This is a genomic window from Synechococcus elongatus PCC 11801, assembly GCF_003846445.2.
In the GTDB taxonomy this organism is placed as follows: domain Bacteria; phylum Cyanobacteriota; class Cyanobacteriia; order Synechococcales; family Synechococcaceae; genus Synechococcus; species Synechococcus elongatus_A.
On record NZ_CP143529.1, the window covers coordinates 1 to 22,815 of the forward strand.

The following is a 22,815-nucleotide window of genomic DNA, read 5'->3' on the forward strand; positions in this document are numbered from 1 at the left end:
CTCTACAACCACTCCAGCTGCGCTTTCCGACGCTTGATACGCCATTCGTGATCGCAGCTCAGACACTTACGCTCTGGATCTTCCCATCCAACACAGCAGCCACCTAAGGCAATCTCTTTACGCTCAGCCATTTCCCAAACTTCAGGAATAGGCATTCCGTACAGGATTGCAACGCCCGTTCTCTGTTTACAGCGAGGGCAGACATACTTCTTGGGTTTCATTCCAACCATCCTCTGTTCTTCAGCCTCACGATAGCGGCAGTGCGATCGCCGGAGGGTGGTAGCATCGCCGGAGCCTTTGCTTTTGGGCGATCGCAATGACAATCACAGCTGCCTTCGTTTCGCTCTCAGGCGGGCAGGGCAAAACGACCTCTCTCGTGCTCACTGCTGCTGAACTTGCCCAGCGCGGTTACTCCGTCTTGGTGATTGATCTCGACTTACAAGCTGATGCCACTGTCGCGATCGCACCCGAGGCTGAGGGTTCAGGGATTGCTGGGGTTTTATTAGGCAAGTCTTTACTAGCTGAAGCTATACGTCCTACTGATTTAGAAAATGTCTCGATTCTGCCTGCCACAAGACATTTAGAACAGATTCCCGTTTGGCTAAGTGGCAAAGGTGCTCCAGCTTTTCTTCTGGCGCAGCGTTTAGAGCTGTCTTCCCAGACTTTTGATATTGTCCTAATTGACACTCCGGCTAATAAATCTCTGATTCATGCTGCAGCGATCGGGGCGGCAAATGCTGTGATCTGCCCCGTGGAAGCCTCTAGTAAAGGGATTGGAGCTTGGGAAAGAACTCAAGAATTACTAGATGAGCTGCGCGAAGAAAGGGCAACACAGGCTGAACTTCTTGCTGTAATCCCCTGTCGCGCTAGGCGAGTTGGTGCCAATTTGGTACGACGTTGCGCCTTAGCTTTAGAACTCCTGAGTGAAGAGTTAGGAGAAATTCGGGTCGCGCCAGTTTGGGAAAGTGAAGAGGTTGCCAATGCTGCTGCAAACGGTCGCTTGCCTGATACCGTCATCATTGAGCCTTATCGCCAAGTTGTCGATCGTCTGTTGAGTACAGGACAATGAGCTCCTCAAATAATGATAAAGAGGCACGGGAAGCCATGAGGCGGAGGCGGCAGTACAAAGGTTTTCAACGGCAGCAACCCGAAGAGGCGATGCCGCACGACATAGCTGTTTTGCCCCCGTCTTTACTTACTCTTGACTTTCAAGAGATGCGGGATGAAGCCAATCGACTAAACTTCAATGAACTTCTGGAAAGATCCCACCAAATTCAGCGGAGCATTGATCAAATTGATGCTGCTGGAGCAATCCTCATCGGCACGTTACTCCTCGCTGCTCAAGAGAAATGTCCGCACGGAAGCTTCTTGGGCTGGCTAGAGCAGAATACTGAAAACATCAGTCGGGCAACAGCTTATCGCTACATGGATCTGGCAAAGCACTGGGAAGAACTGGAGCTGAGCCATAAATTTCTCACTGTGAGAAATTTCAGCTTGCAGGATGCCTATGCTGAAATTCAAAGCCATAAGCGGCAGCTCAAGCAGGTGGGTGAATCCCCTGTAACTATTGCTCCTCGCAGATTCTTTCAGGAACCGAAGCGACTCAAGAAACTAGCCAACTCTCTGGAAGAGGCGATCGCAGAAGCGGAGCCGTTCGGGCACGAAGAAGAAGCACTTCTGAAGCAGATTCAAGAAGCAGTCACACAGCTGCGTCAATTAGCAGACCGTGGCTAAAGCTCGGGCGACTTCAGGGGAATTCCTAAATTTCTCACAGTGAGAAATTTCAGATTTTTCCTTCAAAGAGATAGTTGCAACTTCTACAGCGCTTAGGACTTAGGTAGCTAAAGCAGTAATCAAAGCAAATTTAGTCATCGAGCCATAGCTACGGATACCGGCATCCCGAGCGATCGCTTTCAACTGTCGAATCGTTAGTTCAGAGAGAGTAGTGCTGGGCAACACACCATCGATCCCTTCAGCATAAGCCGTGAAGTTGTAGGGAGTGATCCATGCCCGAATACGGGGACAGTGAGTTCCCAGCTGTGCAGCGATAAAAGCACGGATAGAGAACATAGCGAGAGCCGCAATTGACTCCACCGTTTCGCGAGCATTCGCTTCATACCAAGCACGAGCACAGCGACCAGCAACGATGGTACGACCTGCCCAACGTCCCAGATGACGACCCACTATGGGCGCATATTCAGAGATCGCAGCACAAGCCAGCAAGAACAAAAGTTGAAATAGTCCTGCAGTGAAGCGGAAGATCTTGGCAGTGTTATCCATGAGGGTGACTTGGAAATGTATCGAGGGGCAATCGCGGGAGGTGTAGAGCATCGCGATCGATTTTTTGTACAGAGAGTTCGTTTTAATTCAAGGCGTTAGTTCTTTGCTTTCTTAAATCTCAGCCCAGACCGTGACGACGACTCAAGGCGATCCAAGCACTAGAAGCACAAGCCTGAATCGCATCTGCCGGAGCATCGGTTGGCATCACAGCACGAGCTTGTTGGTAGCAATGGGCATAGACCTTAGCAAACAATTCCGCATCCGCAGCGATCGCAGCTTTGACCTCAGTGGGAATTTATAGCGCTGCTTTACCGAGATTGGGAACTGCTGCCGGAATGGGCTTTGCTTGAAAACCGATCGAGCGATGGACTGGGGCTTCTGCTGCGGTCGGGGCATCAATGAAATTGAGATTGCCGTTGCGATTACGACCAACCAGAAAAGTTTGACCTTGGCAGATGGTGCCAACTTCAGCCAGATCAGTTGGTGCCCAGATTGCTTGTTCAGTCCCATCTTCAAGGCGGACATTCACCACGAACCGTTCACCGTACTTGGTCGTAACTTGGCGTGCAGACTGTAGTGCTACTGCACTCATTAATTCCATGTTTCCTCGCTTGAAACTTGTGACTTGAGCAGAGAGAGAAAGATCTGAACCCCTTGAATCCAAGAGCGGAACTAGGTGACCACGACCTAGCTACCGTCATGCTGAAAGGCTTGGATGATTAGGGGAGTTGAGTAGAGAGCCAATCGTTGCTCGCTATCTCTTTTCACTCTTCAATAATAGCACTGTATACAATCTTTAGTAGCAAATTATGGCGTAATTCTCTGTCCATATACCTAGCTAAAATAGGAGCGTATACACACCACCCACAAGGAAAGCTATGGCGAGAGGGAAACTAGAGCCAGGTATGGTTCCCTGTCAGCCCCTTGACCCGCTACCCCGTGGGGCAAAAAGTGGGACTCGCCCGATCGCAGTGCGGCTTCCTTTAGATATCGAGAAAATGCTGCTGAGCTTGGATAGTGCTGACCGAGTGCGGATTATGCGGAGAGGTGTGATTCAAGCAGCACTTGAAAATTGGCCGGAAGGAGAAGCTCTGCCAGAGTGGGTGGATGAGTTTATCAAACAGTGTCAGCAGCAGTCCCAGTGAAATCATCATCAATGGGAGAAGCAAGAGATGATATTGCTCCCAATGACACACCGGATTGATCCGCTTGGAACTTACATCAATCAAAGTTGATGGCGGGTATCAATCTCAGTCTCGCACAGGGTAATCTTAAATCGAGACAATTGCGTCTCAGATCGTAGAGTTAGTCAAATCTCATTAGTCGGATATTGCTAGCAACAAACCTAGTTACAGCAAGGCTTTTAGGCTATCTCAATCAATATCTTTAGTCCAACAGCAGATAACCTTGCTGGATATCATTGCGAGAAGTCAGGCTGTGACTAGGTTTGTGTGGGTTGATGCGTTGCCTACAACAGCAGAAGGGCGAAAGTCTAAACGCAGCTACACTATGAAACCTTAGTATTTAAAAGTTGTGTAAAAGTCATGCTACAACTGGACTTCATCTGAGAATCTGTCATTTAAAAGGAAATAATACATGCCACTTTCTAAGTTCCTTCAGATGGAATCAATTAATCTTCCAGGAGGGGACGCAGAACAGTGGCTTTGGAATGAGGTCCAAAGAATTTTCTCTAACCGAGAATGCAGAGGCTACTGGCGCTTTCCCTTTTTTTCAAGAATCCTAGATAAGAGACATAGAGAGCCCGATATTTTAATTGCTGACCGTGAATTAGGACTCATATTCATTGAGGTTAGAAGGATTTCTATTAGAAGCATAGCGTCAGTATATGGATCATCATGGAGATATAGCAATGGTTATAGAGTATCTGGCAGTCCTTATCAAGAGGCTATTGAATCAGTCTGTGCTTTATTCGAAAAATATAACAGTGAAAACAATTTCACTAAGACTAGCCTGATTCCTTTTCGATCACTAGTTGCCTTACCTCTAGTCACAGAGAATGAATGGAAAGATGCAGGCTTTAGCAGAACTACTGACCCTCATTCAATTTTATTCAAGAGTCACTTAGAGGAGAATCTTCTTTCATTGATTCACGAGAGTCAATTGCTTGGCTCAAATCGACGACTAACTGATGATGAATGGTGGCAGCTTCTTCGTCTCGTAGGAGAAGAAAATTTCAGTTATGATCCCATCCAGCTAGACAGAGCTAGCAATTCAAATCTTTTGAGTACAGCCATGTCATTTCAATCAGCATATCCTCAAATCCTACTTCCTGAATTAGGAGCACAACGCTTCGTGCTGGAAGAGAGTCGTGAGTTTCAGCAAGTTGTAGCTAGTTATGAAGAAAAAATTGAGACATTCAAAAAAATCTCTGGAGTTAAGCGATCGATTGGAACCACTCTAGGCACAGGCTTATTACTTGGACTGGCTGCAATAGAGCTCCCTATTCTTTTGGGAGGGATGGCTGTTGCTGGTGTTATCTCATCTGTAGCTTGGATTCGTCAGTCTACGGAAACTAAAGTCGAGAAAATCCCTGTATATAAAAATGAAACAATCGTTATCCCAGAAAAACCATTCGAGCCTGATCATTTTCAAAAGGGCACGGCTCCCGGCGGTCGCTTTGATGATCTTTTCTGCGGGAGTGTGGCATCTGAACTTACAGGGATTAGATTCTGTGCCGAGGGGATTGCTATTAGTTCTGTTAGTCGATTAAATTACTTTCCTGACATTTTAATTTATACAGATACCAACTTTTTAATTGATATTGAGATTGATGAGCCATGGTACTTTAGCAAAGATGAAGGCTGCCGAAAGCTTTCACATGATCCGGATAGAGATGCTATTCGTAATCAGGCTTTTCTCCGAGAGGGGATTGTCGTTATCCGTTTTACCGAGAAGCAAGTTGTATCTCAAACACAAGCTTGTATTCAGCTCATTCAGGTGGTAGTGAATTCATTGAATCAACTGTCTGAAGAGCCCAGCGGTTTTTATAAAAATCTACACTGGACTGGTACTAGTGAGCCTCTCTACACTGACCCTAGGCGAATTAGTGCACCCCGCCCTGACCGTAGTCAATATTCTCTATTCTAGGTTGAGGTTAATTAGTTCTGATATGACGATCGCTGATGCATCATCTGTTTGTGTCGTTTAGATAATCCTAGAAATAAACCTAGTTACGGCGAGGCTTTCAGGGTCTCTTGATCAAATCTCTAAGTTCAATAGCAGATTTTCTTGCTGAGTAGCATGCCGAGAAGCCAGACTATAACTAGGTTTTTGTAGATTGACGCGTTGCTCTTAAAACAGCATCAGGTCAGATCAACCTAAACACAGCTACGCTCCAAAAATGATACAGAGTGTCTTAGATGTATGCGCCTCCCAGCATTTCATTGTCTGAAACGAGACCTTTTTTTGATAGCTTCTCTGCGAGCGCAAGTAGTAGAGCAGCCGTCTTTTCATCTCCACGGAACAAAGCCTGTTTCCGCTCAGCCATCAGATCGAAGTAGGAGTACTTCTTGGTCATGAGATTAACCTCTAAGTTAGGACAGGACTGTGTTTGAGCTAACGATTAACTACTTCCAATAGGTTTACTTTTCACTCCCAATTTCGTTTTATCTTTTTGCCATCAGCCTCAAGATGCGAATATTCCCCACGCATCAGGAGCTCCTCAAAAACAGATTTCGCAACTTCCTCAATTTCAGAATCACTCAACACATCACCAACACGGTCTTTCGCCATATCGATGAGAGTTTGGAGTTCTTTTTTCATTTCATCAGATTGGATATCTGTCATTCATTGCCTCCTTAGGCTAAACAGAGAAACTAGCAGTCACCTGAAAAAATAGGACAATCACACGCTAAACCAGAAGTCATATTTGTCTGATTGAAGGATAGAGAGCAGATCATCCGTACTCTCTTGCAGGTAGTGATTTTGAGAACCTAGCTACTAACACCTACGGCATCAACCGATCAAGGTCTAGCAATTCTCAAACACATTTTCTCAAGTTTGGTTGGCCACTACGAGCTGCAGGGACATTTAGGCTTCGCTCTGCTTGAGCACGATCGCCTACTTTGCTTTTAGTGTGTTTTGCCTTGCATATACTAGCACCAGTTTTGCTCAGTGGATCTAAGAGCTCCCAATCGATTAAATCTTGGAGCAAAAAGGATGGACCAACAAAGATACAGCCTCCTTCAGCCGTATCAGAGAGTTGCTTTCCAGCAATTTCTTGATCTACTACGACTGGTTATCCATGCCAAAAGGGGGCAAAATCGGGATTTTTTTGAGTTTTGCTCGTAAATATAGGCTCACGCACGATTTATTTTAGAAAAAAGTAATTGAAAAAGGATGAAAAATTTTTGAGTTTTGCCCATAAATATAGGCTCACATGGGATTTCTTTTGGATTAAAAGTAATTGAAAAAGGTACGAAAATAAGGGATTGGATGCTGAAAGTACCACTCAAACCCAAGCATCTAGTACTTAAGCCCCAAAATTTCGTTTCATTATTGTGATTTCCAATCCAAAATCTGTCATCCCTCCAGTCTCTACCCCGATCTAATATGGAATCCATCCACCAATCAGAGAAGCCTTTGCTAGTGATGCGAGTACATTCCTAGGTTCAAGTCCAAAGTCTCGACGAACTGAATTTGATTTTCAGATCAGCCTGATTCAGATATGGCTGTTACGGTAGGATAGTCCTAGAGTCAGAGTTATTTTTTCAGTAAAAACGATCAAAATTCTCTCTAAAAAAATACAGCCTAAGTTTTGCCAAAATTCCAATCGATAGACAGAGACTCCAGACAGATCTATATCGGATGAAGCTTTAATTTTGTCTAATTCTTAGATGATTGAGTAAATATCACCGCTTGATAAAAAGATCGTTAGAGTTTTTGTATTCAGATCTTGATCACAGTCAATTCCTCCAGAGGAAGATTTGTTTATTTAGGTTTGATGAAAGTTCGAAATTTGCAAAATTGGTTTTCTGAGCTATAGGCTTAAGAGAAAACTTCTTCAGAAAAACTTTTCAGATGTTGTTTTATCAGATCTCATTTCTTCCAAATCTCAAAATTTGATCTAGGCTTCCCTAGACAGAGGCAATGATAGAACTTTTACTTTTGGTGAAAATTTGAAATTTATAGATTTGGATTTTTTGACTTTCAGCCTCAGAAAAGTTTTCTCTCAATGTTTTCTCCAGATAGAAATTTTCCCAAAATCTTGATTCTCCAAATTTCCAAATTTTGAATTTTAGGCATGAGTAGAGGCTCTTATAGAAAATTTAAAATTTAGCAAAAGTAGCTTTTCAATTTTAGCCACAGAAAAAGTTTTCAAAGTTCTCCTCAAATAGAGATTCTCCGTCTTTTCAAATTTCTAAATTTCGATCAAAGACAAAAGTTTAACCATTTCTCCTATTTGAGGAGTCTCAGATCAAAATTAAAATTTTTCAGATCAGGTTTTTTAGATTTTGGCTCTAAGAAGAACTTTGCTGAAAAATTTTCAGACGCTGTTTTTCCAAAAATCTATTTTTGGAAATTTCAAATTTTGATCCGGAGCCTACTTACGACGAAAATCAAAATTTGGCAAAACTACTTCTCTGATTGTTAGTCTCAGAAAAACTTGTCTTAGAAAAATTTCAGAACAGCACTTTACAATTTTCTGAATTTTCAATTCCAGCTTCTGACTAGCACCATATTTAGAGAAAGTTTGAAAAACTAGAGACCTCTTGCCAGTTGAGATCGAGGATTTTAAAGATTGACTTTCTCGACTGGAATAGTTTCTTAGACTTTAGATTTTTCAACCAAGACTCTTGGGATTTGTAGAAAATAATTTTTTCAAAAGAGAATATAGTGACTGATTACCCTCTGTCAATTTAAGGAAAGCCCTGAGATATTCTCACAAAAGTACTTACTTTTACTAAAGATACTGAAATGGTAGCTTCCTACTACAGGAGATTATCTAGGGTATGAGCAGGTATTCATTAAGTTATTCTCTTTGTCATGCTAGATTTGACTCTATCTATTTAATGGCAGTCGGTAATCCTAGAGATTAAGTTGAGAAGTAAAAAACTGCTGTGGTAACATGAGAAATTAATTACTTTGGGCTCAATGATAGTACATGAGCCAACACTGACGGTAATTTTTAATCACTTGGCACTAAGTTAGAAAATTTTTACTTACTACAATCCTGGAGCTGCTTACAAAAAAGAATTTTGCTATCTCAAGCTAGTCTTAGAGATATCTCGTTTATCTAGAAGGGCAGATACTGCAGTATTAATGAGTATACTTACATTGCGTAAGCTGCGAACAGCTTCAAGAGGCCTTAGCAACCTAGAGTGTATGGATAGATACAAAAAAGCACGCTCATAGCATGTAAAATTGAAGTCCTTTTTAATATAAAATTATACATCTTGAGTTTCCAAGAAAGCAAAACTAGGTTAAAACACTTTAAAAAAGGACAAGTACTAGTTTATGTGGGATGCTATTTTTCAGATTGGTGCTTCCATTTTAGTGGGAGTGGCTTTAGGTTACGCTGTCGCAGCAATTGTCAATTCTCTATCTCAACCATTTGCTGAGCTCTGGAAAGGTTTTGTAAAATCTGCTCAATATTTGTGGGGTACTGTCAAAGAAGCTACGCAACATTTACTGGCACGAATAGCTCAATGGCTAGAGCAAGCTTGGCAAAGTATAGAAAGTTACTTGCTCTTAGCAATAGGTTATCGTCGATGGTGGAGAGTATCTTTTTTTACGGAAGCAAGGACGGCTTTTATAAAATTTGTTGATCCACTCAGTCAACAGAACAAGTCATATTTGTTTTCTATGGGAGTACTTGACAAGAATGAAGAGGCGCAACTACCAACACAACAAAATTCTATCGAGCATGTTCTGACTATCGAACAATAGGGAGTTTAATGTAAATGGGATTCTTTCAATGGCTAGGATCACTTCTCGATGATCTAGTTGATTGGCTTGGTCAAGCAGCTAGGACTTTCTTGAATAGTTTACTGTGGTCTCTACAAAAGATATGGGAAACAACAGTTTCCGCTATCTTGTACGCTGCATTTGGACTAGTTTCTATTTTGTACGTAATTTTTTATGCTGGAGTTGCACTAGGGGAGACGATAATGGAAATTTGGGATCCTAATAAATACAATACTAAGCCCTCTGAAATTTTTCGTTTAAAGCAGGCACCACAAGATTCTCCACTGCCAAAAGTTCGAAGTGAATCAAAAGTACTGACTTTAGAAAATTGGCATTGATATGTCCCAATCAGCAAGAAACGAAGCAGTCTTTTTACATGTAGGATTTCAATCCTCAGAAGAAGAAGGATATTTAAGAACCATTGAGTTATTTGGAATTCCTGGTGAAAGACTAGATAACGGACAGTGTGTCGTTAGTAAAAAAGTCCTAAGTTTTCTGGATGACTTAATGATTCGGCGTATCTTTTACAGAAGTCGTAAAACTACCAGATGTAAATTCAAAAGTCTCAAAATTTGGCTATATGACAGCAATATAGATAAAGATAAGAGAGGCTACTTTGTTCCTGAAACTAGTAATCAAGATATTATAATTCCACGCAACCTAACCAAGCCATTTTCTCAAATAAAAAGCATTCATATTCTTAGCAATGGACTCAACGGATTGGAGCTGAAGAGTCTAGAAGAAATATCTAAATCTTTATTTTCTCCTTTATTTGATGATTTTTGTGTGGTGTTAAAACTACCCGGTGAAGTCAGAAGTCTACCTCTTATCTCAGATTGGGTCAGAATAGCAGAAAATTTTATTGAAAAAAGTGCTCCAAATGAGCTCATGAAACAAAATCTTTTTTTTGACTCTTTAGTTATTGAAGTACGATAGCTAAATAACTTGAAAGCGTTGATTCAAAAAATACTTTTGTCTTTGGGGTTTTTGTCTTGAGAAATAATGAGCGAAATACTCAGATAGGAAGCCAAAAATCAGATGACTGGATTTTCGTGCCAGATGAAAAACAAGAAAGCAAAAATCGCCTTACAATAGACTTTAGTCCATATCTTCAAGAACCTAAATATACACTTTCAGACGTTATTCTGAACAAATCTGCTCTTTCTCAAGTAGAAGATATTATTGCAGAGCTAAAATACCAGGATCTCATTTATCAAGAATGGGGTATGGCAGATAAGCACAAACTTGATAAAGCACTTTCTATAAACTTTGCAGGTCCACCTGGGACAGGAAAAACATTGACTGCTGAGGCTTTAGCACATACATTAGGGCTAAAAATAGTAGATATTCCATATCAATTGCTTGAATCAAAATTTGTAGGTGAAACTCCTAAAAATATAGCTAAGGCTTTTGAGTTTGCAACAGAGAATAAAGCAGTTCTTTTCTTTGATGAAGCTGACTCTTTTTTAGGAAAAAGGCTAGAAAATGTCACTCAATCATCGGATACTGCTGTCAACTTAACTCGTAGCGTAATGCTTAAACAGCTTTCTGAGTATGAGGGGGTTGTTGTTTTTGCGACTAATATAATACACAACTACGATCCTGCTTTTCTAAGTAGGATAAGATGGAAAATTCAGTTTGAATTACCAGACGAAGTAGCAAGAGTTAAGGTCTGGCAGATTCAGTTCCCTCGTAAACTTCCTCTTGATGACTCAGTTAATTTTGAAGAGCTAGCAAAGAAGTTTGATCACGTATCAGGTAGGGATATAAAAAATGCTGTCTTCCAAGCTGTTGTTTCTGCAGCAAGAGAAAATAAACCAAAAGAGCTTAAGTGCGTAACTCAATCTCATCTAATCGATTCAATGACTCGAGTTGTAGAAGCAAATAGAGCTGTAGCTAAGTTTAAGTTAAGTCCTGTAGAAGGAAGTGTACAAATACCTGAAGTAGAAGAGAAAGAAATTATTGCTGCTGAGCTTTCATAGCCGGTAGCATAGGCTCTCTCGATTCTATTCCTAAATACATCAACTCTAACCACAGACATCTGCGGTTGAACAGCAGCTATTGAAAAGAACTCTGAGGTGTTTCCCTATCGACTAATCACCGCTTTAGGATTCTGTTTCAAGTGGATCAAGGGCTGAAACCATGAACAAAGCAGGTCTCGAAGAAGCCAATTGGCTCTCTGTGTCCACACCCTCTAAAAGAGTCTTAGTTAAGGGGTGTGGTCGGAGTGAGAATCCCTCTTCGACATACTGCTTCACCCTTGTCTGCAGCAGGGTTTTGAGCTCTTGGAGGCTAGCCAGATCAAGTCGGTAGTAGCGTGTTCTGAGCTTGTCTCCATCTCGCCTCATCACAGTCTTCAACCCAAAGTGCTGGAGCACCATACCGACGATCGCGGTGGGTTGCATGCTGGGGCGAATCGTCAGATTGAGGCAGAGCTTGACCTCTCGGGTCTGAGCGAGACAACGTTCCGCAAAAGCTGTGATTTCAGGAGTCTCCTTTGTCCAGCCCTTTTCTGATTCCGTGGTCTGAATCAGGAAAACCAGTAGCTCACGTACGCCGAGAATATCTGCACCCCTAGCAAGTAGCTGTGCACTAGGCAAGTCATGGGCAGGGATAGGTTTCTGCCACTGGGAAAGCCGCTCGATCTTGAGCTTGTCCTTGTGTCGAGCCAGCTTGTCCCAGATCAATAGCTCTAGGGCCTTCACTTGACGGCGCTTCCGTCCATCACTGTCACGCAGGACATCCTCGACTTGAAGTTTCTCAGGTGCGATGCCGTAAAACTGGCAGAGGTCATAGCGACTGAGCTTCTGGCGATCGCTGAGGGTGAGAACCCGCTTTTGACGCAGAGAGATAGCAGTCTCATCTTCGATGGCTTCAGCACGGGCGATCGCTTCTGCATCAGCTTGACGAACAAGGGCAAGAGATTGTCTCCAGAGGTCATGGGCAGCCTGCAGGGACTGTGAGTCAAAGTCAATCTGTTCTTCGCTGGCAACAAAGTTTCCGGCTAGTTTCAATCGCTGATGTATGGACAGGCCAAAACAAGCCATCGCCGCATTGTGTTCAGCTGCACTGCTTGCGTGATACCGAGCAGCAGGGGAATGGAAGTCCACCTTCTGCAGTAGCGACTGATCGCTGGAAAAGTGGGATAGCAACTCTGTACGCCGATAGAGGTCAGCCTGATAGGTCAGTGCGTTCTGGGCAGATGAAATACCCTGACTCTTGCCATGGGCAACTGCAAAGACAATGCGAGGTACGGGCTGGCGGACACGGGAGAGTGCTTGATCTGCATCCCATGGAGCAATGCTTTGTCCTTCAAAGAATCCAAAGACACCGTTGAAGTAATCGATCTCAATCGATACGCCGGAAGTCAGCGAAGGACTAGCGATGATGATCTGTGGCTGGTATTTCTGGATCCACGGATGAGGCGAATCAGAGAATTGCCGCTGATCTGGATCGCTGGAGGTTTCGCCGTCGAAGCGCAGAATCTTCTTCTCGGGTACCCCCAGAGCGATCGCCATCTGATAGAGGGCTTTACTCGCCTTGAGCGTGTCCACTGCAATCCAAAGCCGATCGCCGCGCTGAATCGCTTCAATCAATTGAGCGAGGACGACTGACCTAGCCCATCGACGAGAACCAGCTTGTCTGGGTTGATCAGTCACAAGCAAGCAGCAGTAACCATCTTCCCGATAGTCGTTCTGGAGGATCCACGGTTGCTCATTGCGCAGTGAGACAACGTAGTCCAGCTCTAATGCTGTTAAATCTGCACTGGCCAGCAAGACTCGTCGGGCACCCCGAATCAGTGTTTCGGCTTTGGCAATCAGTCCTGGGCGCATTCCTCTCTTGCCACAGGTCCCACCGTTAATCAGGTGTCGGAAACCTTGATCCGCTTCATCGATGACGAGGTCATAGCTGCCCGCTGGATAGTCCTTGAGGTTGATCGCCAGTAATGAATCCCAGCACAGGCTCAGGCGATAGGTGGGTTCACCCTCAGCCCCAATCTTTTTCCCTTCAGCCCGATCCGTATCGTGCAGGTAATCCAAGCCCAGTCTGCGTCCCAACCCTCGCTGCAAACTCTCACGATGGCCAGGAGCAAGAACTCGCTCTAAGCCTGTGACCAGTCGGGTCAGAAGCTTTGTTTTGCCCGTGCCTTTGCCCGATAGCAGTGCCACAATGCCGGTCTGAGGAATCGCATCAAGGGCGATCGCTTGGGATAGATCTGCCTCTGAAACTTTGAGAGCAGGCTGATATTTGCCGAGTGGGAAGCGTAACCGTTGGAAGATTGCCCGCTCTATCCGGTGGTGTTGCCACTCTTCAAAGGAAGGCGCTGCCGCCAGAATCTGATGCCACTGCTCAGCCCCATGAGCTGCAATGACATCATCTAGACCTTTGCCTAACTTGGGATCCCACTGAGCAATCCGGACTGAGCACCCTGCCGCGATCGCCCGTCGTGCTAGCCGCGCAATGCCACGATTGACCCGTGCTTGGGTTTTAGCTGCAGCATCTTGGTCGAAGGCGATGAAGATCGGGCGACCTTGGACTAGGAAGCGAGTCAGATCTGGACTGTTACCGCAGTCGCAGCCATAGAGAGCGATCGCTACTGAACCAGCAGATATGGCTGAGAGCGATTTCTTTCCGCCCTCTGTAATAACCAGTGGCACTTCGGGATGGGCTTCAATCCAGTCCCAGAACAAGCCTCGGATGTACTCACCGATGAGCTCACGCTGGGTCTTCTTATCAACGGGCGGGAGATAGGCACGGTTGCCAATCCCTTTAGGAGCCCAGTAAGAGCCGGTTCGCTTGCCCGAATCTCCGCCAAAGACCTTGAGCTGCCAGACCTCGTTTGATTCCTGTACAAAAACTGCAGCCGTCTGGTTGACTCGGGCTTGCTGACCAAAACGAGTGAAGCTCCAGCCCAAGGCATCTGCGATCGGGGTGCTGATGACCTCATGAGACAGAGGGTCAATTTCAACATCTGGCACAACGGCGATCGCCCGCTGGAACAGGCTAAAAGCGATCGCGCTGGACTGGCAGAACTCTTGCTGGATCTGGGTTTGAAGGTCGCCAGATACGGGGATAGAGAAGACCATCACCGGCCTCCTCGGACAGAAAGATACATAATTTCCTCACACCTGCCGGTGCGTAGACGCAAGAAACTACGGCATGAGGTGGTAGCATCAGGACTAACAAAAGATTTGTCCGATGGCTTTCACCGCCATGTCATCAAGCTCTGGGTGCCACCCCGGGGCTTTTTGGCGTTTTAGGGGGGTTGACCTAGTACCGTTGCCACACAGCACTCGTCGAAACCACTAAAACTCGCTTCAATTGTCAGTCAGCGCATGCTCTAGCAAGGGGCACAGTCACGGCGCTGAGGGGATAAGCAGGGAATAGACGCTAGGCAACTCCTTGACAGCTGGGGTTGCAGGATAGTATCGCTCGAACTGAGCGGTTTGGCGAATCTTGGCTGAGGCCAATGGAGAAGAACAAGCTGAGTCTGTTTTCAGCTCCAGCGATCGAGGTGTCTGATTGCAGAGATGTTTCATGCAGGGAAAAACATGAACCTGCAGCTGGTCAGAGAAGGACAGGCATTGGTTTACCAGCAATAGCAATACCTGAGATGATTCTTCGCCATGCCTACCCGTTTGCGGTGCTGGAGACAAAGTAGAGGCGATCGGGCTCTTGACAGACTGGAAGTCCGGTAATGCCATGAGATTTTAGGATGGAGTGGTAAAAGACAGACTGATATACGAATGTGTCTAAGAGTAGAGGCCTGCGCACTATAGATTGGAACTAATGGCTTATAGTTCGATCGCTGGGTCGGCGTCCAAATTTTTCTGGTTTCTCAGGCAAACCTAGAAAATAAAAAGTAATGAGGCTCGCTGGTGACGCATAACTTTGAAAGACTTAAGGCTCATATTCTCCCTCTCTCATGCTCTCAAGATTTTAATCAGGCAAAAAAAGAATGGGACTTGATTAGCATTGAGATTAGCAAAGAATATGATTTTTGTCCGTGCGGCAAAGAAATAAAAGAGCACTGTTACATAAAGAATAAAAGAACAGGTCATACTACGTATGTTGGCAATGTGTGTGTCAATCGATTCATTGGCATTAAAACTAATAGTTTATTCGCTGGCCTTAAACGAATTGCCGAGGATAACACAAAAAGTCCTAGTGAGGCTCTGATCCTATATGCTTATAATTCTGGCTATCTTTATGAAGGAGAGTATGAATTCTTGATGGCAGTAAGGTTAAAAAAAACACTCTCAGCTAACCAGATAGCATGGAGGAGAAAAATAAACAGAAGAATCCTTAATCAAATAGTTGTACAGAAACGTAATCATCAGTCCACATAAGTTTGCATAAGCATAGTTGTCATCATTTTCTAGAGATTCTTTGATAAAGTTTTCATGAACCAAGTTTTTCCAGATCTCCATGAACCCTTAATGAGGACTACATATCCTAAATTTTTAGGATGTTCAACATAATATCTAATAAATTCTTTTGTCTGATGATTATGACTATTGCTAGCATTAAAGTGTTTATTTGAAATTCATTTGCCTCTTTAATAATTGAGCAGTTTGTGGATCGTAGTGAAACTGATCGAGGGTGCCTTCTTTAAGCTTTTCGATCGCTTGTTCAATTACTTCTAGAGGGATGCAGAACCATTCTTTTGGCTTGACTGGATTGTTAAAGCGATCGTAGAGAGTGATATCCAAGCGAGCGCCATCAAAAAATCGATGCAGCAAAGCCTCCAACTTATTCCGATCAATATTCATGAGCTTGAAGGTCGTGACAATCTCAACTTCTGCAAGGAGATAGGTCGGGTCTTTCTTGGCATTAGCAAGACGTTTGCGCACGTCCCCACCTGTTACGCCGATCTTGTGAATGACTTCTCGATTTTCAGCAATGTACGGGTGCTCAGACTTGCTGCGCAGCACATAGATAAAACCGCTGGGTAAGTCCTCTTCTGCTTCCGCTGAAGAGAATAAGGGTCCCAGATCCAGAGAAGTGATGCGGCGGCTGTTCTTATCCTTGTTCAATGCCCGCTGAAGCGATCGCAGCAAAGGATTACTCTCAGTTCCGTTGTCGTAGACCACTCGTAGGCGGCAGTTTGGCAAGCCATAGTCACTGATGAAAGACTCGCCCATCTCAGCAACCAGTAGCTTCTGACCATCGAGAATGAACAGATCGCCCTGACGAATGACTCCGTTGTCTTGATACTTCAGCGTCTCGCGCTCTCCTGTCTCAAGTTGCTTTTGGACTTGCTTGAACAGGGGCTTGAAGTTCTCAAAGTCTTGGCAACGATCTCTCTGGGCAATTTCCTCGGCAGCTTTGATTTCTTGACGCGATCGCACATGGGTGAGCTGGGTGAGATCATTCGAGCTTTCTACATCCACCCCGAGCGCAGCTAGCAGTTCTGCATCATCCAGATCATCAGCTGATGGCCAGTTGCTGTCATTGGCTGAGTTGAGCAGTCCACGGGAATCTAGCGGCGTGAGAACAGTGCGGCACTCCTCTGATTCGCGCAGGCGATCGAGACGTACCGCATAAATGCGCTCGAAGATATCGCGGTCAGCCCCGTGCTGTGGAAGCCTGCCGTGCTCCTCTACAAAGCGTTCAATTTCTTCAAAGCCTGCGATAATCCGCTCCTCTCGGGCAGAAAGTTGACGAACTGGCTTTGGGGTGAGATCAACACCAAGTTCGCTAAGAAGATCGAGATCTTCATCTGTGATGTTCTTAGGCATCTCGTTCCTCCTGGGCCTTGCGCTGTAGGAAGGCTACACCTTCTGCCATCCGCTTCTCCCAAGGATCGATCGCCGTCAGGGAAGGCAAGCGCCCTTTCTCTTGCTTGAAGCGGAACGCCCGTTTTGCAAGGTCGCGTGCTTCTTCTATTGATAAGCTCACGCGCTTGGCCGCAATAATTTCCGCGACCTGCCGTAGCCGTTCCTCACTCATGGTTTTGGAGAGGATGGCATAAGCTTCCCCGAAGGGATTGATGCGATCGATCAGGTCCATGTCTAGCTCAGTGACAGACAGAGCAAACTGACGCACCCCATCAATCAGAGCTGTGTTCGGGCTAGGTTCTCCATCCCCAAAATCAATGGGCTTTGTCTCAGCCCCGCGATCGCTACTCCCTCCGACTTCTGGCGGCACTGGTTGGGGAGAGTCAACGATGACTTGCTTCGCACTCTGAACAAAGTTGATCGCCGCGATCGCATGTTGGCGAACTGCTTCTTGATCGACTGGATCGAGATTAGGGAATTTCTCTTGAATGATCTTGCCCATCCGAACTTGGGTCAGTTCTTCGGGTACGACCTCACTGTTAAAGAGTCCCTGTTCAATGGTGGGCTTATCTTGCACGAAGGCTGTGACTAGCTCTGTGAGGTCTTCTCGGCAGATACGCTGGGCTTCTGGACTTTTAGGTTCTGCCAGTCCCTTGATTTCAATTTGCATTTGCCCAGTTTCTGGATTGAAGCCGACATTGCAGCGGGTTGGGTCGTAGCCCCCCTCGCCATAGTCAAAGCCTTCAGTGGGTTCACTGCTGGAGCTTTTGGGCTTGAACTCAAAGCGGGGAGCCAGTACCTGTTCCATGAGCAAGCTAGCTGCGATCGCCTTGAGGGTATCGTTGACCGCTTCTGTAACGGCTTCCTCGCTGGCATCCGGCTCTGCAATCAGGTTGGTGAACCGTGCGCGAGTTTTGCCCGGTGCATCCCGAGTGGCGCGACCGATAATCTGGATGATCTCAGTCAGGCTGGAGCGGTAGCCCACAGTGAGGGCGTGTTCGCACCAAATCCAGTCGAAGCCTTCCTTGGCCATTCCCAAGGCAATGATGATATCGACGTGATCGCGATTGTTCTTATGCGCTGGGTCTTTGAGTGCTGCCGTGACGCGATCGCGCTTGTTGGGGTCATCATCGACAAGGTCAGCAATCCTGAGAATAGATCCATCGGCAGTTTTGACCAGCTGGAATCCTGTTTGCGGATCTGTCCCTTGCCAATCTCCTAGCTCTTCAAGGATGTGCTCAACCTCACGGAGCTTATCTTTGGTGCTCTCGCGGGAATTCACATTGGGGATGTGCAGGATAGTCTTCTCTTTGGGATTGAGTACCTGCATGATTTCATCGCTGTAGCTACCGGAGTAGAAGTAGTAGCCGATGTCGAGTTGCTTGAGGTACTGGTAGCCGTTTAGCTGTTCGTAGTAGGTGTAAGTGACCGTCTCAAAGCGCGATTCATCATCGGGATGGAGCACAGCTTCGGCATCACCCCGAAAGTAAGAGCCGGTCATCGCTACGATGTGAGCCTTGTCGCGCTCCATGAGCTGCCGGACATGATCGCCCAACTTGTTGTCGGGGTTGGATGAGACATGGTGGAACTCATCAACTGCAATCAGGCGATCGTCGAGGACTTCAACGCCAAAGCGATCAACCGCAAACCGGAACGTGGCATGGGTGCAGACTAGAACCTTGTCGCCACTGTCGAGGAACTGTTTAACCGATTCGACTTTGCCGCCATCCGCTCCGGGGGCATTGCAGAGGTTCCATTGAGGTTGAACCTGCCAGTCTGCCCAGAAACCAAACTTGCTCAAGGGTTCATTCTCGAAGCTGGAGCCGATCGACTTTTCGGGCACCACGATGATTGCCTGCTTGAGTCCCTGATTTTCTAGCTTGTCGAGGGCAATAAACATCAGTGCCCGACTTTTACCAGAGGCAGGCGGGGACTTAATCAGCAGATATTGCTCACCTCGCTTTTGGTATGCCCGCTCTTGCATGGGACGCATCCCCAAGGTGTTGGGCTTTGTCGATGTCCCATCTTTGGCGTAGGTGACGGAAACGGCAGGGATTGCATGGGGAGCTGGCATGGGTCACGTTGTGGGGACAATCTGAAGGCGTAAGCCAAGTGCCTGTAAAACTTTTAGGACAGTCGCAAATTCTGGATTGCCCTCTTTGGATAGAGACTTGTAGAGACTTTCACGCCCTAAACCAGTCTCACGCGCGATCGCGGTCATGCCTTGAGAACGCGCAATATCCCCTAATGCAGCCATGATGAGACTGGGCTCACCCTCTTCGAGCGCTGCTTCTAGGTAAGCGGCAATATCTTCTTTCGTTTCGAGATGGTCAGCTGCATCCCAAACGGTCGTTTCAAGCTTTGTCATAAATCCTCCGATAACAACTGAGCTAGCGCGATCGCTGTTTGAATATCCCGTTGTTGAGTCCGTTTATCGCCTCCAGCCAAAAGAATAATGACTGTCTCACCGCGCTGCAGAAAATAGACGCGATAACCCGGACCGTAATCAATCCTCAGCTCCGATACGCCTTGCCCAACTGGTTTAACGTCCCCAGGATTCCCCATCGATAAACGACGAAGCCGGATATCAATGCGGGCTTTGGCTTGGCGATCGCGCAGAGCTGCAAACCAGTCGCTGTACGTCTGAGTCTGACGAATTTCGATCATGAGCCAAGTGTATCCCAAGGGATACGTCTAAGAGGCTAGTTACTTTGGCTAAAGAACTGCACTGCTTCTGCATACTCTTGCAGAGCTGCTAGATAAAACTCGTACCTCATTGAGCAAACATTTGCCGAATTTGCGCCAGAGCTGCTTCGCCCGAAATGGTTTGAACCGTTCCGTTATCGATTTCAGCCAGACGATCTTGTGCGAGCTTCACACCCTGACGCAAGGCATCGTAGTCAACGGTTCCTGAGATGCTTTCGAGAATCTTATCTAGCAGGATTTCCTTGTCGGAATCAGGTAGCGCAGTGGCTTCTGAAATCAGTTGCTCTAGGGTCAACATTGACTTACCCATGCTAGGGAATTGGCCTGATCTTAGCAGTTGCACATTAGCGAGTCATCTTGGTGTACATCTCAAACAGTTTTTCCAGTCGCTCTGTATCGTTCTTAAAGCGGCGACCAATATAGATTCGCTCTAGCACTTCGTCATTACGATCGTGGGCAGCACGCACTAAAGGAAACTCACTATCCATGCGATCAGGGTCATACATGTCTGCGATCGTGGCAGGGAAATAGTGCTCTCTTGCTAGCAAAATTTCTTCTGCGCAATGAGTAAGATCAGATCTGTTTTTCTCAGTGAATTTAGGAACTGGGAATGTATTCCAACCAAGAGTATTAGAATAACGATAATCAGTCCGAAGTCTAACGCAAACTGTAGAAATCCACTGTTGATGCAAACGACTGGCAACTACAGCAAGAGTCCAAATTGGGGCCTGATAAACTACAGCCGCTGTGTCCGCAACAATCGTTCTTTCATCGACAAATCCACATGGCAAATATGGTCTATTCTCAGATGTTACACGAGGGACAATAAGAGCAATTCCCTCTTGATGAGGTGTATAGACAAATCTATGAGGTGTACTAGCGTGGCTTTGAGATTGTTTCCCTTTGCTTGTGCTACGTATTAATCGAACTTGTTCAATTCTCTGACTCAGTTCAGGGACCTTACTGATTATCTCTACATCTTTATCATTCATCCAAAAACAATGACGCACTCTCGAATTTACAAATTCACGGGAGCCAACATATTGACGAATGATTTGGGAAAGCTCCGGATACATAGATAGCAAATGTTTGGTTTGTATAGTATCTTCTATAATTAGATTTCCACCATCTGATGGTTTATTGCCATAATCCATTCTTGGCAAGTCATCAAAGCGATATGATTGTTTAGTTACTATTAAATCTGGCATATCAATAAGGTATGGACCAATATTGTGAGCCTCCTTGATAGCATCGTCTTCAAAAATTCTTTTTGGCTTTCTAAATCTTTTTGAAAGTCCGACAATAACACAGGTAACACCAGCTTTGTCTTTAGCTAAATTACCCCATGTAAACGGTCTATATGCAAAAGAAATAGATAGCCCTCTTTTTAGAATAAGTGGCCAAAGCATGGCTACTTGAATCCCTTGACAAATGGTTTTAGTTGCAACTAAAGCACAGTCAGCATTATGTTTTGAACAGTATTCAGCAGCTTTTAGATACCATGCTGCTACATAGTCTAAGTCTTTATAACTTTTGGTCTCGTACGAGAAAACAAGATCCATGTCTTGTTGTTGAGACTGGTTACGCCATTGACTCCCAAGATAAGGCGGATTTCCACAAATATAGGTTTCTCCTCCTGCATTCTCAAAATCAATCTCTGCTTGATCTAAAGGAGTACTAAATAGATCCTCTGCAACAAGCTTTACCCCCGTTCCTTCTGGCGGGCATACACTAAGCCAGTCCAACCGCAATGCATTGCCACAGATAATCCAGTTCTCTGCCTTCAACGGCAAAAACTCTGCCAACGCTAGCCTTGGTCCACGATAGAGAACATCACACTGATACTCCGCAATAATCAACGCTAGCCGCGCAATCTCTGTCGCAAAATGCCGAATTTCAATGCCTCGAAAATTTGTCAGAGGAATGTCTGACTGGCGATCTGCTTCCCCTCGACGCTTATTGATTTCTGCCTCGATCGCCCGCATCTCCTTATAGGCAATCACCAGAAAATTACCTGAACCGCAGGCTGGATCAAAAACTCGAATCTTTGTGATTCGCTGCCGTAAATTCAGCAACTTGCGCGAGTTATCCCCTGCTGCCTCTAACTGCTCCCTCAAATCATCTAAGAACAGGGGATTCAGTACCTTGAGAATATTGGGGACACTGGTGTAGTGCATTCCCAGTGCACCGCGCTCATCCTCATCTGCAACCGCCTGAATCATTGACCCGAAAATATCGGGATTGATTTTTGTCCAGTCCAGACTGCCTACATGCAGCAAATACGATCGGGCAATTTTACTGAAGCGAGGGACTTCATCACTGCCTGAGAACAGCCCCCCATTCACATAGGGGAACTGATCTGCCCACTTGCGAATCTTGGCCTCTGATCGCTTCTTTAATGGCGTAGCCATCGATCGAAAGACCTCAGCTAGCACTTCATGGGTATTGGAAGAATCTCCCGCTGACATCGTTGCCACAGTCGAGGTAAACATTCCCTCGACTGGGAAGATGTTGGTGTCTTCTGCAAAGAAACAGAAGATCAACCGCGCCATGAAATGATTAAAGGCTTCGCGCTTTTCTGCGGTATCCCAGTCTGGATTCTCCTTCAGCAGCTCAACATAAAGGCGATTGAGCCGACTCGTTGCCTTGATATCAAAAGCATTCTCACGAATCTGCCGAACAGTGGTGATTCCCGCTAGGGGCAGAAAGAAACCAAAGTGATCTGAGAAGGCTGCATATTCGCAAGCAACCGTTTCACCTTCGATCAGGTTCTCGGCCTCGAAGCTCTGTCCATCGGTCGCGAGGATGAACTTGACCTTGTGCTTCGCTGTGGCTCGGCTCTCTCTTAGGGCAGTGAGCGTTGCTGTTACTTCTCCCTGCGGGCAAACCTTGATATGGATTTTGTTGCGTTGCAGAACACCTTCAAGATCTGATGCATTGGTGGCACCCTGCTTGAGCCGCTTGATCGTTGTGCTCTTTTCTCCGAAAGCTTCTAGGAAAGCGAACGGGAACTCTTCTGGATCAAAGGGGGCTTCAGCAAGTTGTGAGATGGCCTCTTCGATTTCAACTGCGTTCATCTGCCCTCTCCTCGCATCACTCCAGAATCAGCTCTAAAGCGTTT

21 protein-coding genes are annotated in these 22,815 nt (G+C 45.6%); 9 read left to right on the forward strand and 12 right to left on the reverse strand.

The genetic code is table 11. The features are described from left to right. Nucleotides 1-316: 316 nt before the first annotated feature. Together DOP62_RS13725 and DOP62_RS13730 are read left to right on the forward strand one after the other, a co-directional pair. The gene (locus tag DOP62_RS13725) at nucleotides 317-1,069 is read left to right on the forward strand and encodes a ParA family protein (RefSeq protein WP_334191188.1); all 753 of its coding nucleotides are present in this window, start codon (nucleotides 317-319) and stop codon (nucleotides 1,067-1,069) included. Further along, nucleotides 1,066-1,734, forward strand: a complete 669-nt coding sequence (locus tag DOP62_RS13730) for a DUF3102 domain-containing protein (RefSeq protein ID WP_334191189.1) — start codon at nucleotides 1,066-1,068, stop codon at nucleotides 1,732-1,734. The genes DOP62_RS13725 and DOP62_RS13730 overlap by 4 nt, the downstream gene beginning before the upstream one ends. Nucleotides 1,735-1,833: 99 nt before the next feature. Here DOP62_RS13730 and DOP62_RS13735 read toward each other — a convergent pair whose 3' ends face one another. From DOP62_RS13735 to DOP62_RS13745, 3 genes are all read right to left on the reverse strand, one after another. Continuing rightward, complete coding sequence (locus tag DOP62_RS13735; RefSeq protein WP_370538918.1) at nucleotides 1,834-2,280, reverse strand: Rho termination factor N-terminal domain-containing protein; 447 nt, start codon at nucleotides 2,278-2,280, stop codon at nucleotides 1,834-1,836. A 118-nt stretch (nucleotides 2,281-2,398) separates the two neighbouring features. Beyond that, on the reverse strand, nucleotides 2,399-2,533 hold the full coding sequence (locus DOP62_RS13740; protein ID WP_370538919.1) for a hypothetical protein: 135 nt from the start codon (nucleotides 2,531-2,533) through the stop codon (nucleotides 2,399-2,401). 42 nt (nucleotides 2,534-2,575) lie between these two features. Continuing rightward, entirely contained in the window at nucleotides 2,576-2,872 is a 297-nt protein-coding gene (locus DOP62_RS13745) for a hypothetical protein (RefSeq protein ID WP_370538920.1), read from the reverse strand. 286 nt (nucleotides 2,873-3,158) lie between these two features. Here DOP62_RS13745 and DOP62_RS13750 point away from each other — a divergent pair, with 286 nt between their 5' ends. Together DOP62_RS13750 and DOP62_RS13755 are read left to right on the forward strand one after the other, a co-directional pair. After that, entirely contained in the window at nucleotides 3,159-3,425 is a 267-nt protein-coding gene (locus DOP62_RS13750) for a hypothetical protein (RefSeq protein WP_370538921.1), read from the forward strand. 451 nt (nucleotides 3,426-3,876) lie between these two features. Then, complete coding sequence (locus DOP62_RS13755) at nucleotides 3,877-5,388, forward strand: hypothetical protein (protein ID WP_370538922.1); 1,512 nt, start codon at nucleotides 3,877-3,879, stop codon at nucleotides 5,386-5,388. Between the two features lie 268 nt (nucleotides 5,389-5,656). On the opposite strand, the gene DOP62_RS13760 is transcribed toward DOP62_RS13755, so the two are convergent. Then, nucleotides 5,657-5,818, reverse strand: coding sequence for a hypothetical protein (locus DOP62_RS13760; protein WP_334191194.1), 162 nt, complete (start codon nucleotides 5,816-5,818; stop codon nucleotides 5,657-5,659). Between the two features lie 71 nt (nucleotides 5,819-5,889). Further along, nucleotides 5,890-6,087 (reverse strand): hypothetical protein, encoded by a 198-nt coding sequence (locus DOP62_RS13765; protein ID WP_334191195.1) that lies wholly within the window; start codon nucleotides 6,085-6,087, stop codon nucleotides 5,890-5,892. 2,670 nt (nucleotides 6,088-8,757) lie between these two features. Between DOP62_RS13765 and DOP62_RS13770 the strand changes: the two genes are divergently transcribed. From DOP62_RS13770 to DOP62_RS13785, 4 genes are all read left to right on the forward strand, one after another. Further along, nucleotides 8,758-9,189, forward strand: a complete 432-nt coding sequence (locus DOP62_RS13770; protein ID WP_334191196.1) for a hypothetical protein — start codon at nucleotides 8,758-8,760, stop codon at nucleotides 9,187-9,189. Between the two features lie 14 nt (nucleotides 9,190-9,203). Continuing rightward, nucleotides 9,204-9,545 carry a hypothetical protein gene (locus DOP62_RS13775; protein WP_334191197.1) on the forward strand — a complete coding sequence of 114 codons (342 nt, stop codon included), beginning with the start codon at nucleotides 9,204-9,206 and terminating at the stop codon, nucleotides 9,543-9,545. Nucleotide 9,546: 1 nt separating this feature from the next. Beyond that, nucleotides 9,547-10,143: a hypothetical protein gene (locus DOP62_RS13780; RefSeq protein ID WP_334191198.1), complete on the forward strand. Its 597-nt coding sequence runs from the start codon at nucleotides 9,547-9,549 to the stop codon at nucleotides 10,141-10,143. A 116-nt stretch (nucleotides 10,144-10,259) separates the two neighbouring features. Beyond that, complete coding sequence (locus tag DOP62_RS13785) at nucleotides 10,260-11,189, forward strand: ATP-binding protein (protein ID WP_370538923.1); 930 nt, start codon at nucleotides 10,260-10,262, stop codon at nucleotides 11,187-11,189. Between the two features lie 123 nt (nucleotides 11,190-11,312). On the opposite strand, the gene DOP62_RS13790 is transcribed toward DOP62_RS13785, so the two are convergent. After that, entirely contained in the window at nucleotides 11,313-14,294 is a 2,982-nt protein-coding gene (locus DOP62_RS13790) for a plasmid replication protein, CyRepA1 family (RefSeq protein ID WP_334191200.1), read from the reverse strand. A gap of 792 nt (nucleotides 14,295-15,086) precedes the next feature. Here DOP62_RS13790 and DOP62_RS13795 point away from each other — a divergent pair. Then, nucleotides 15,087-15,557 carry a hypothetical protein gene (locus tag DOP62_RS13795; protein ID WP_334191181.1) on the forward strand — a complete coding sequence of 157 codons (471 nt, stop codon included), beginning with the start codon at nucleotides 15,087-15,089 and terminating at the stop codon, nucleotides 15,555-15,557. Nucleotides 15,558-15,743: 186 nt separating this feature from the next. Here the strand turns inward: DOP62_RS13795 and DOP62_RS13800 are convergent, their stop codons facing one another. The 6 genes from DOP62_RS13800 to DOP62_RS13825 form a co-directional block, all read right to left on the reverse strand. Further along, nucleotides 15,744-16,949 (reverse strand): GIY-YIG nuclease family protein, encoded by a 1,206-nt coding sequence (locus tag DOP62_RS13800; protein WP_334191182.1) that lies wholly within the window; start codon nucleotides 16,947-16,949, stop codon nucleotides 15,744-15,746. After that, nucleotides 16,942-19,062 carry a DEAD/DEAH box helicase gene (locus tag DOP62_RS13805; RefSeq protein WP_334191183.1) on the reverse strand — a complete coding sequence of 707 codons (2,121 nt, stop codon included), beginning with the start codon at nucleotides 19,060-19,062 and terminating at the stop codon, nucleotides 16,942-16,944. Before DOP62_RS13805 ends, DOP62_RS13800 begins: the two co-directional genes overlap by 8 nt. Before the next feature lie 3 nt (nucleotides 19,063-19,065). Next, nucleotides 19,066-19,356 (reverse strand): addiction module antidote protein, encoded by a 291-nt coding sequence (locus DOP62_RS13810; protein ID WP_334191184.1) that lies wholly within the window; start codon nucleotides 19,354-19,356, stop codon nucleotides 19,066-19,068. Continuing rightward, on the reverse strand, nucleotides 19,353-19,655 hold the full coding sequence (locus tag DOP62_RS13815) for a type II toxin-antitoxin system RelE/ParE family toxin (RefSeq protein ID WP_334191185.1): 303 nt from the start codon (nucleotides 19,653-19,655) through the stop codon (nucleotides 19,353-19,355). Before DOP62_RS13815 ends, DOP62_RS13810 begins: the two co-directional genes overlap by 4 nt. A 106-nt stretch (nucleotides 19,656-19,761) precedes the next feature. Next, complete coding sequence (locus DOP62_RS13820) at nucleotides 19,762-20,004, reverse strand: addiction module protein (protein ID WP_334191186.1); 243 nt, start codon at nucleotides 20,002-20,004, stop codon at nucleotides 19,762-19,764. 34 nt (nucleotides 20,005-20,038) lie between these two features. Continuing rightward, nucleotides 20,039-22,771, reverse strand: coding sequence for a class I SAM-dependent DNA methyltransferase (locus DOP62_RS13825; RefSeq protein ID WP_334191187.1), 2,733 nt, complete (start codon nucleotides 22,769-22,771; stop codon nucleotides 20,039-20,041). Between the last annotated feature and the right edge of the window lie 44 nt (nucleotides 22,772-22,815).

What these genes read in the sequence shown, in the direction of transcription:
- DOP62_RS13745 (WP_370538920.1), bottom strand. Translation starts at nt 2,872, where the DNA reads ATGAGTGCAGTAGCACTACAGTCTGCACGCCAAGTTACGACCAAGTAC.
- DOP62_RS13770 (WP_334191196.1), top strand. Translation starts at nt 8,758, where the DNA reads ATGTGGGATGCTATTTTTCAGATTGGTGCTTCCATTTTAGTGGGAGTG.
- DOP62_RS13790 (WP_334191200.1), bottom strand. Translation starts at nt 14,294, where the DNA reads ATGGTCTTCTCTATCCCCGTATCTGGCGACCTTCAAACCCAGATCCAG.
- DOP62_RS13750 (WP_370538921.1), top strand. Translation starts at nt 3,159, where the DNA reads ATGGCGAGAGGGAAACTAGAGCCAGGTATGGTTCCCTGTCAGCCCCTT.
- DOP62_RS13725 (WP_334191188.1), top strand. Translation starts at nt 317, where the DNA reads ATGACAATCACAGCTGCCTTCGTTTCGCTCTCAGGCGGGCAGGGCAAA.
- DOP62_RS13805 (WP_334191183.1), bottom strand. Translation starts at nt 19,062, where the DNA reads ATGCCAGCTCCCCATGCAATCCCTGCCGTTTCCGTCACCTACGCCAAA.
- DOP62_RS13735 (WP_370538918.1), bottom strand. Translation starts at nt 2,280, where the DNA reads ATGGATAACACTGCCAAGATCTTCCGCTTCACTGCAGGACTATTTCAA.
- DOP62_RS13780 (WP_334191198.1), top strand. Translation starts at nt 9,547, where the DNA reads ATGTCCCAATCAGCAAGAAACGAAGCAGTCTTTTTACATGTAGGATTT.
- DOP62_RS13815 (WP_334191185.1), bottom strand. Translation starts at nt 19,655, where the DNA reads ATGATCGAAATTCGTCAGACTCAGACGTACAGCGACTGGTTTGCAGCT.
- DOP62_RS13760 (WP_334191194.1), bottom strand. Translation starts at nt 5,818, where the DNA reads ATGACCAAGAAGTACTCCTACTTCGATCTGATGGCTGAGCGGAAACAG.
- DOP62_RS13755 (WP_370538922.1), top strand. Translation starts at nt 3,877, where the DNA reads ATGCCACTTTCTAAGTTCCTTCAGATGGAATCAATTAATCTTCCAGGA.
- DOP62_RS13765 (WP_334191195.1), bottom strand. Translation starts at nt 6,087, where the DNA reads ATGACAGATATCCAATCTGATGAAATGAAAAAAGAACTCCAAACTCTC.
- DOP62_RS13800 (WP_334191182.1), bottom strand. Translation starts at nt 16,949, where the DNA reads ATGCCTAAGAACATCACAGATGAAGATCTCGATCTTCTTAGCGAACTT.
- DOP62_RS13730 (WP_334191189.1), top strand. Translation starts at nt 1,066, where the DNA reads ATGAGCTCCTCAAATAATGATAAAGAGGCACGGGAAGCCATGAGGCGG.
- DOP62_RS13820 (WP_334191186.1), bottom strand. Translation starts at nt 20,004, where the DNA reads ATGGGTAAGTCAATGTTGACCCTAGAGCAACTGATTTCAGAAGCCACT.
- DOP62_RS13825 (WP_334191187.1), bottom strand. Translation starts at nt 22,771, where the DNA reads ATGAACGCAGTTGAAATCGAAGAGGCCATCTCACAACTTGCTGAAGCC.
- DOP62_RS13775 (WP_334191197.1), top strand. Translation starts at nt 9,204, where the DNA reads ATGGGATTCTTTCAATGGCTAGGATCACTTCTCGATGATCTAGTTGAT.
- DOP62_RS13810 (WP_334191184.1), bottom strand. Translation starts at nt 19,356, where the DNA reads ATGACAAAGCTTGAAACGACCGTTTGGGATGCAGCTGACCATCTCGAA.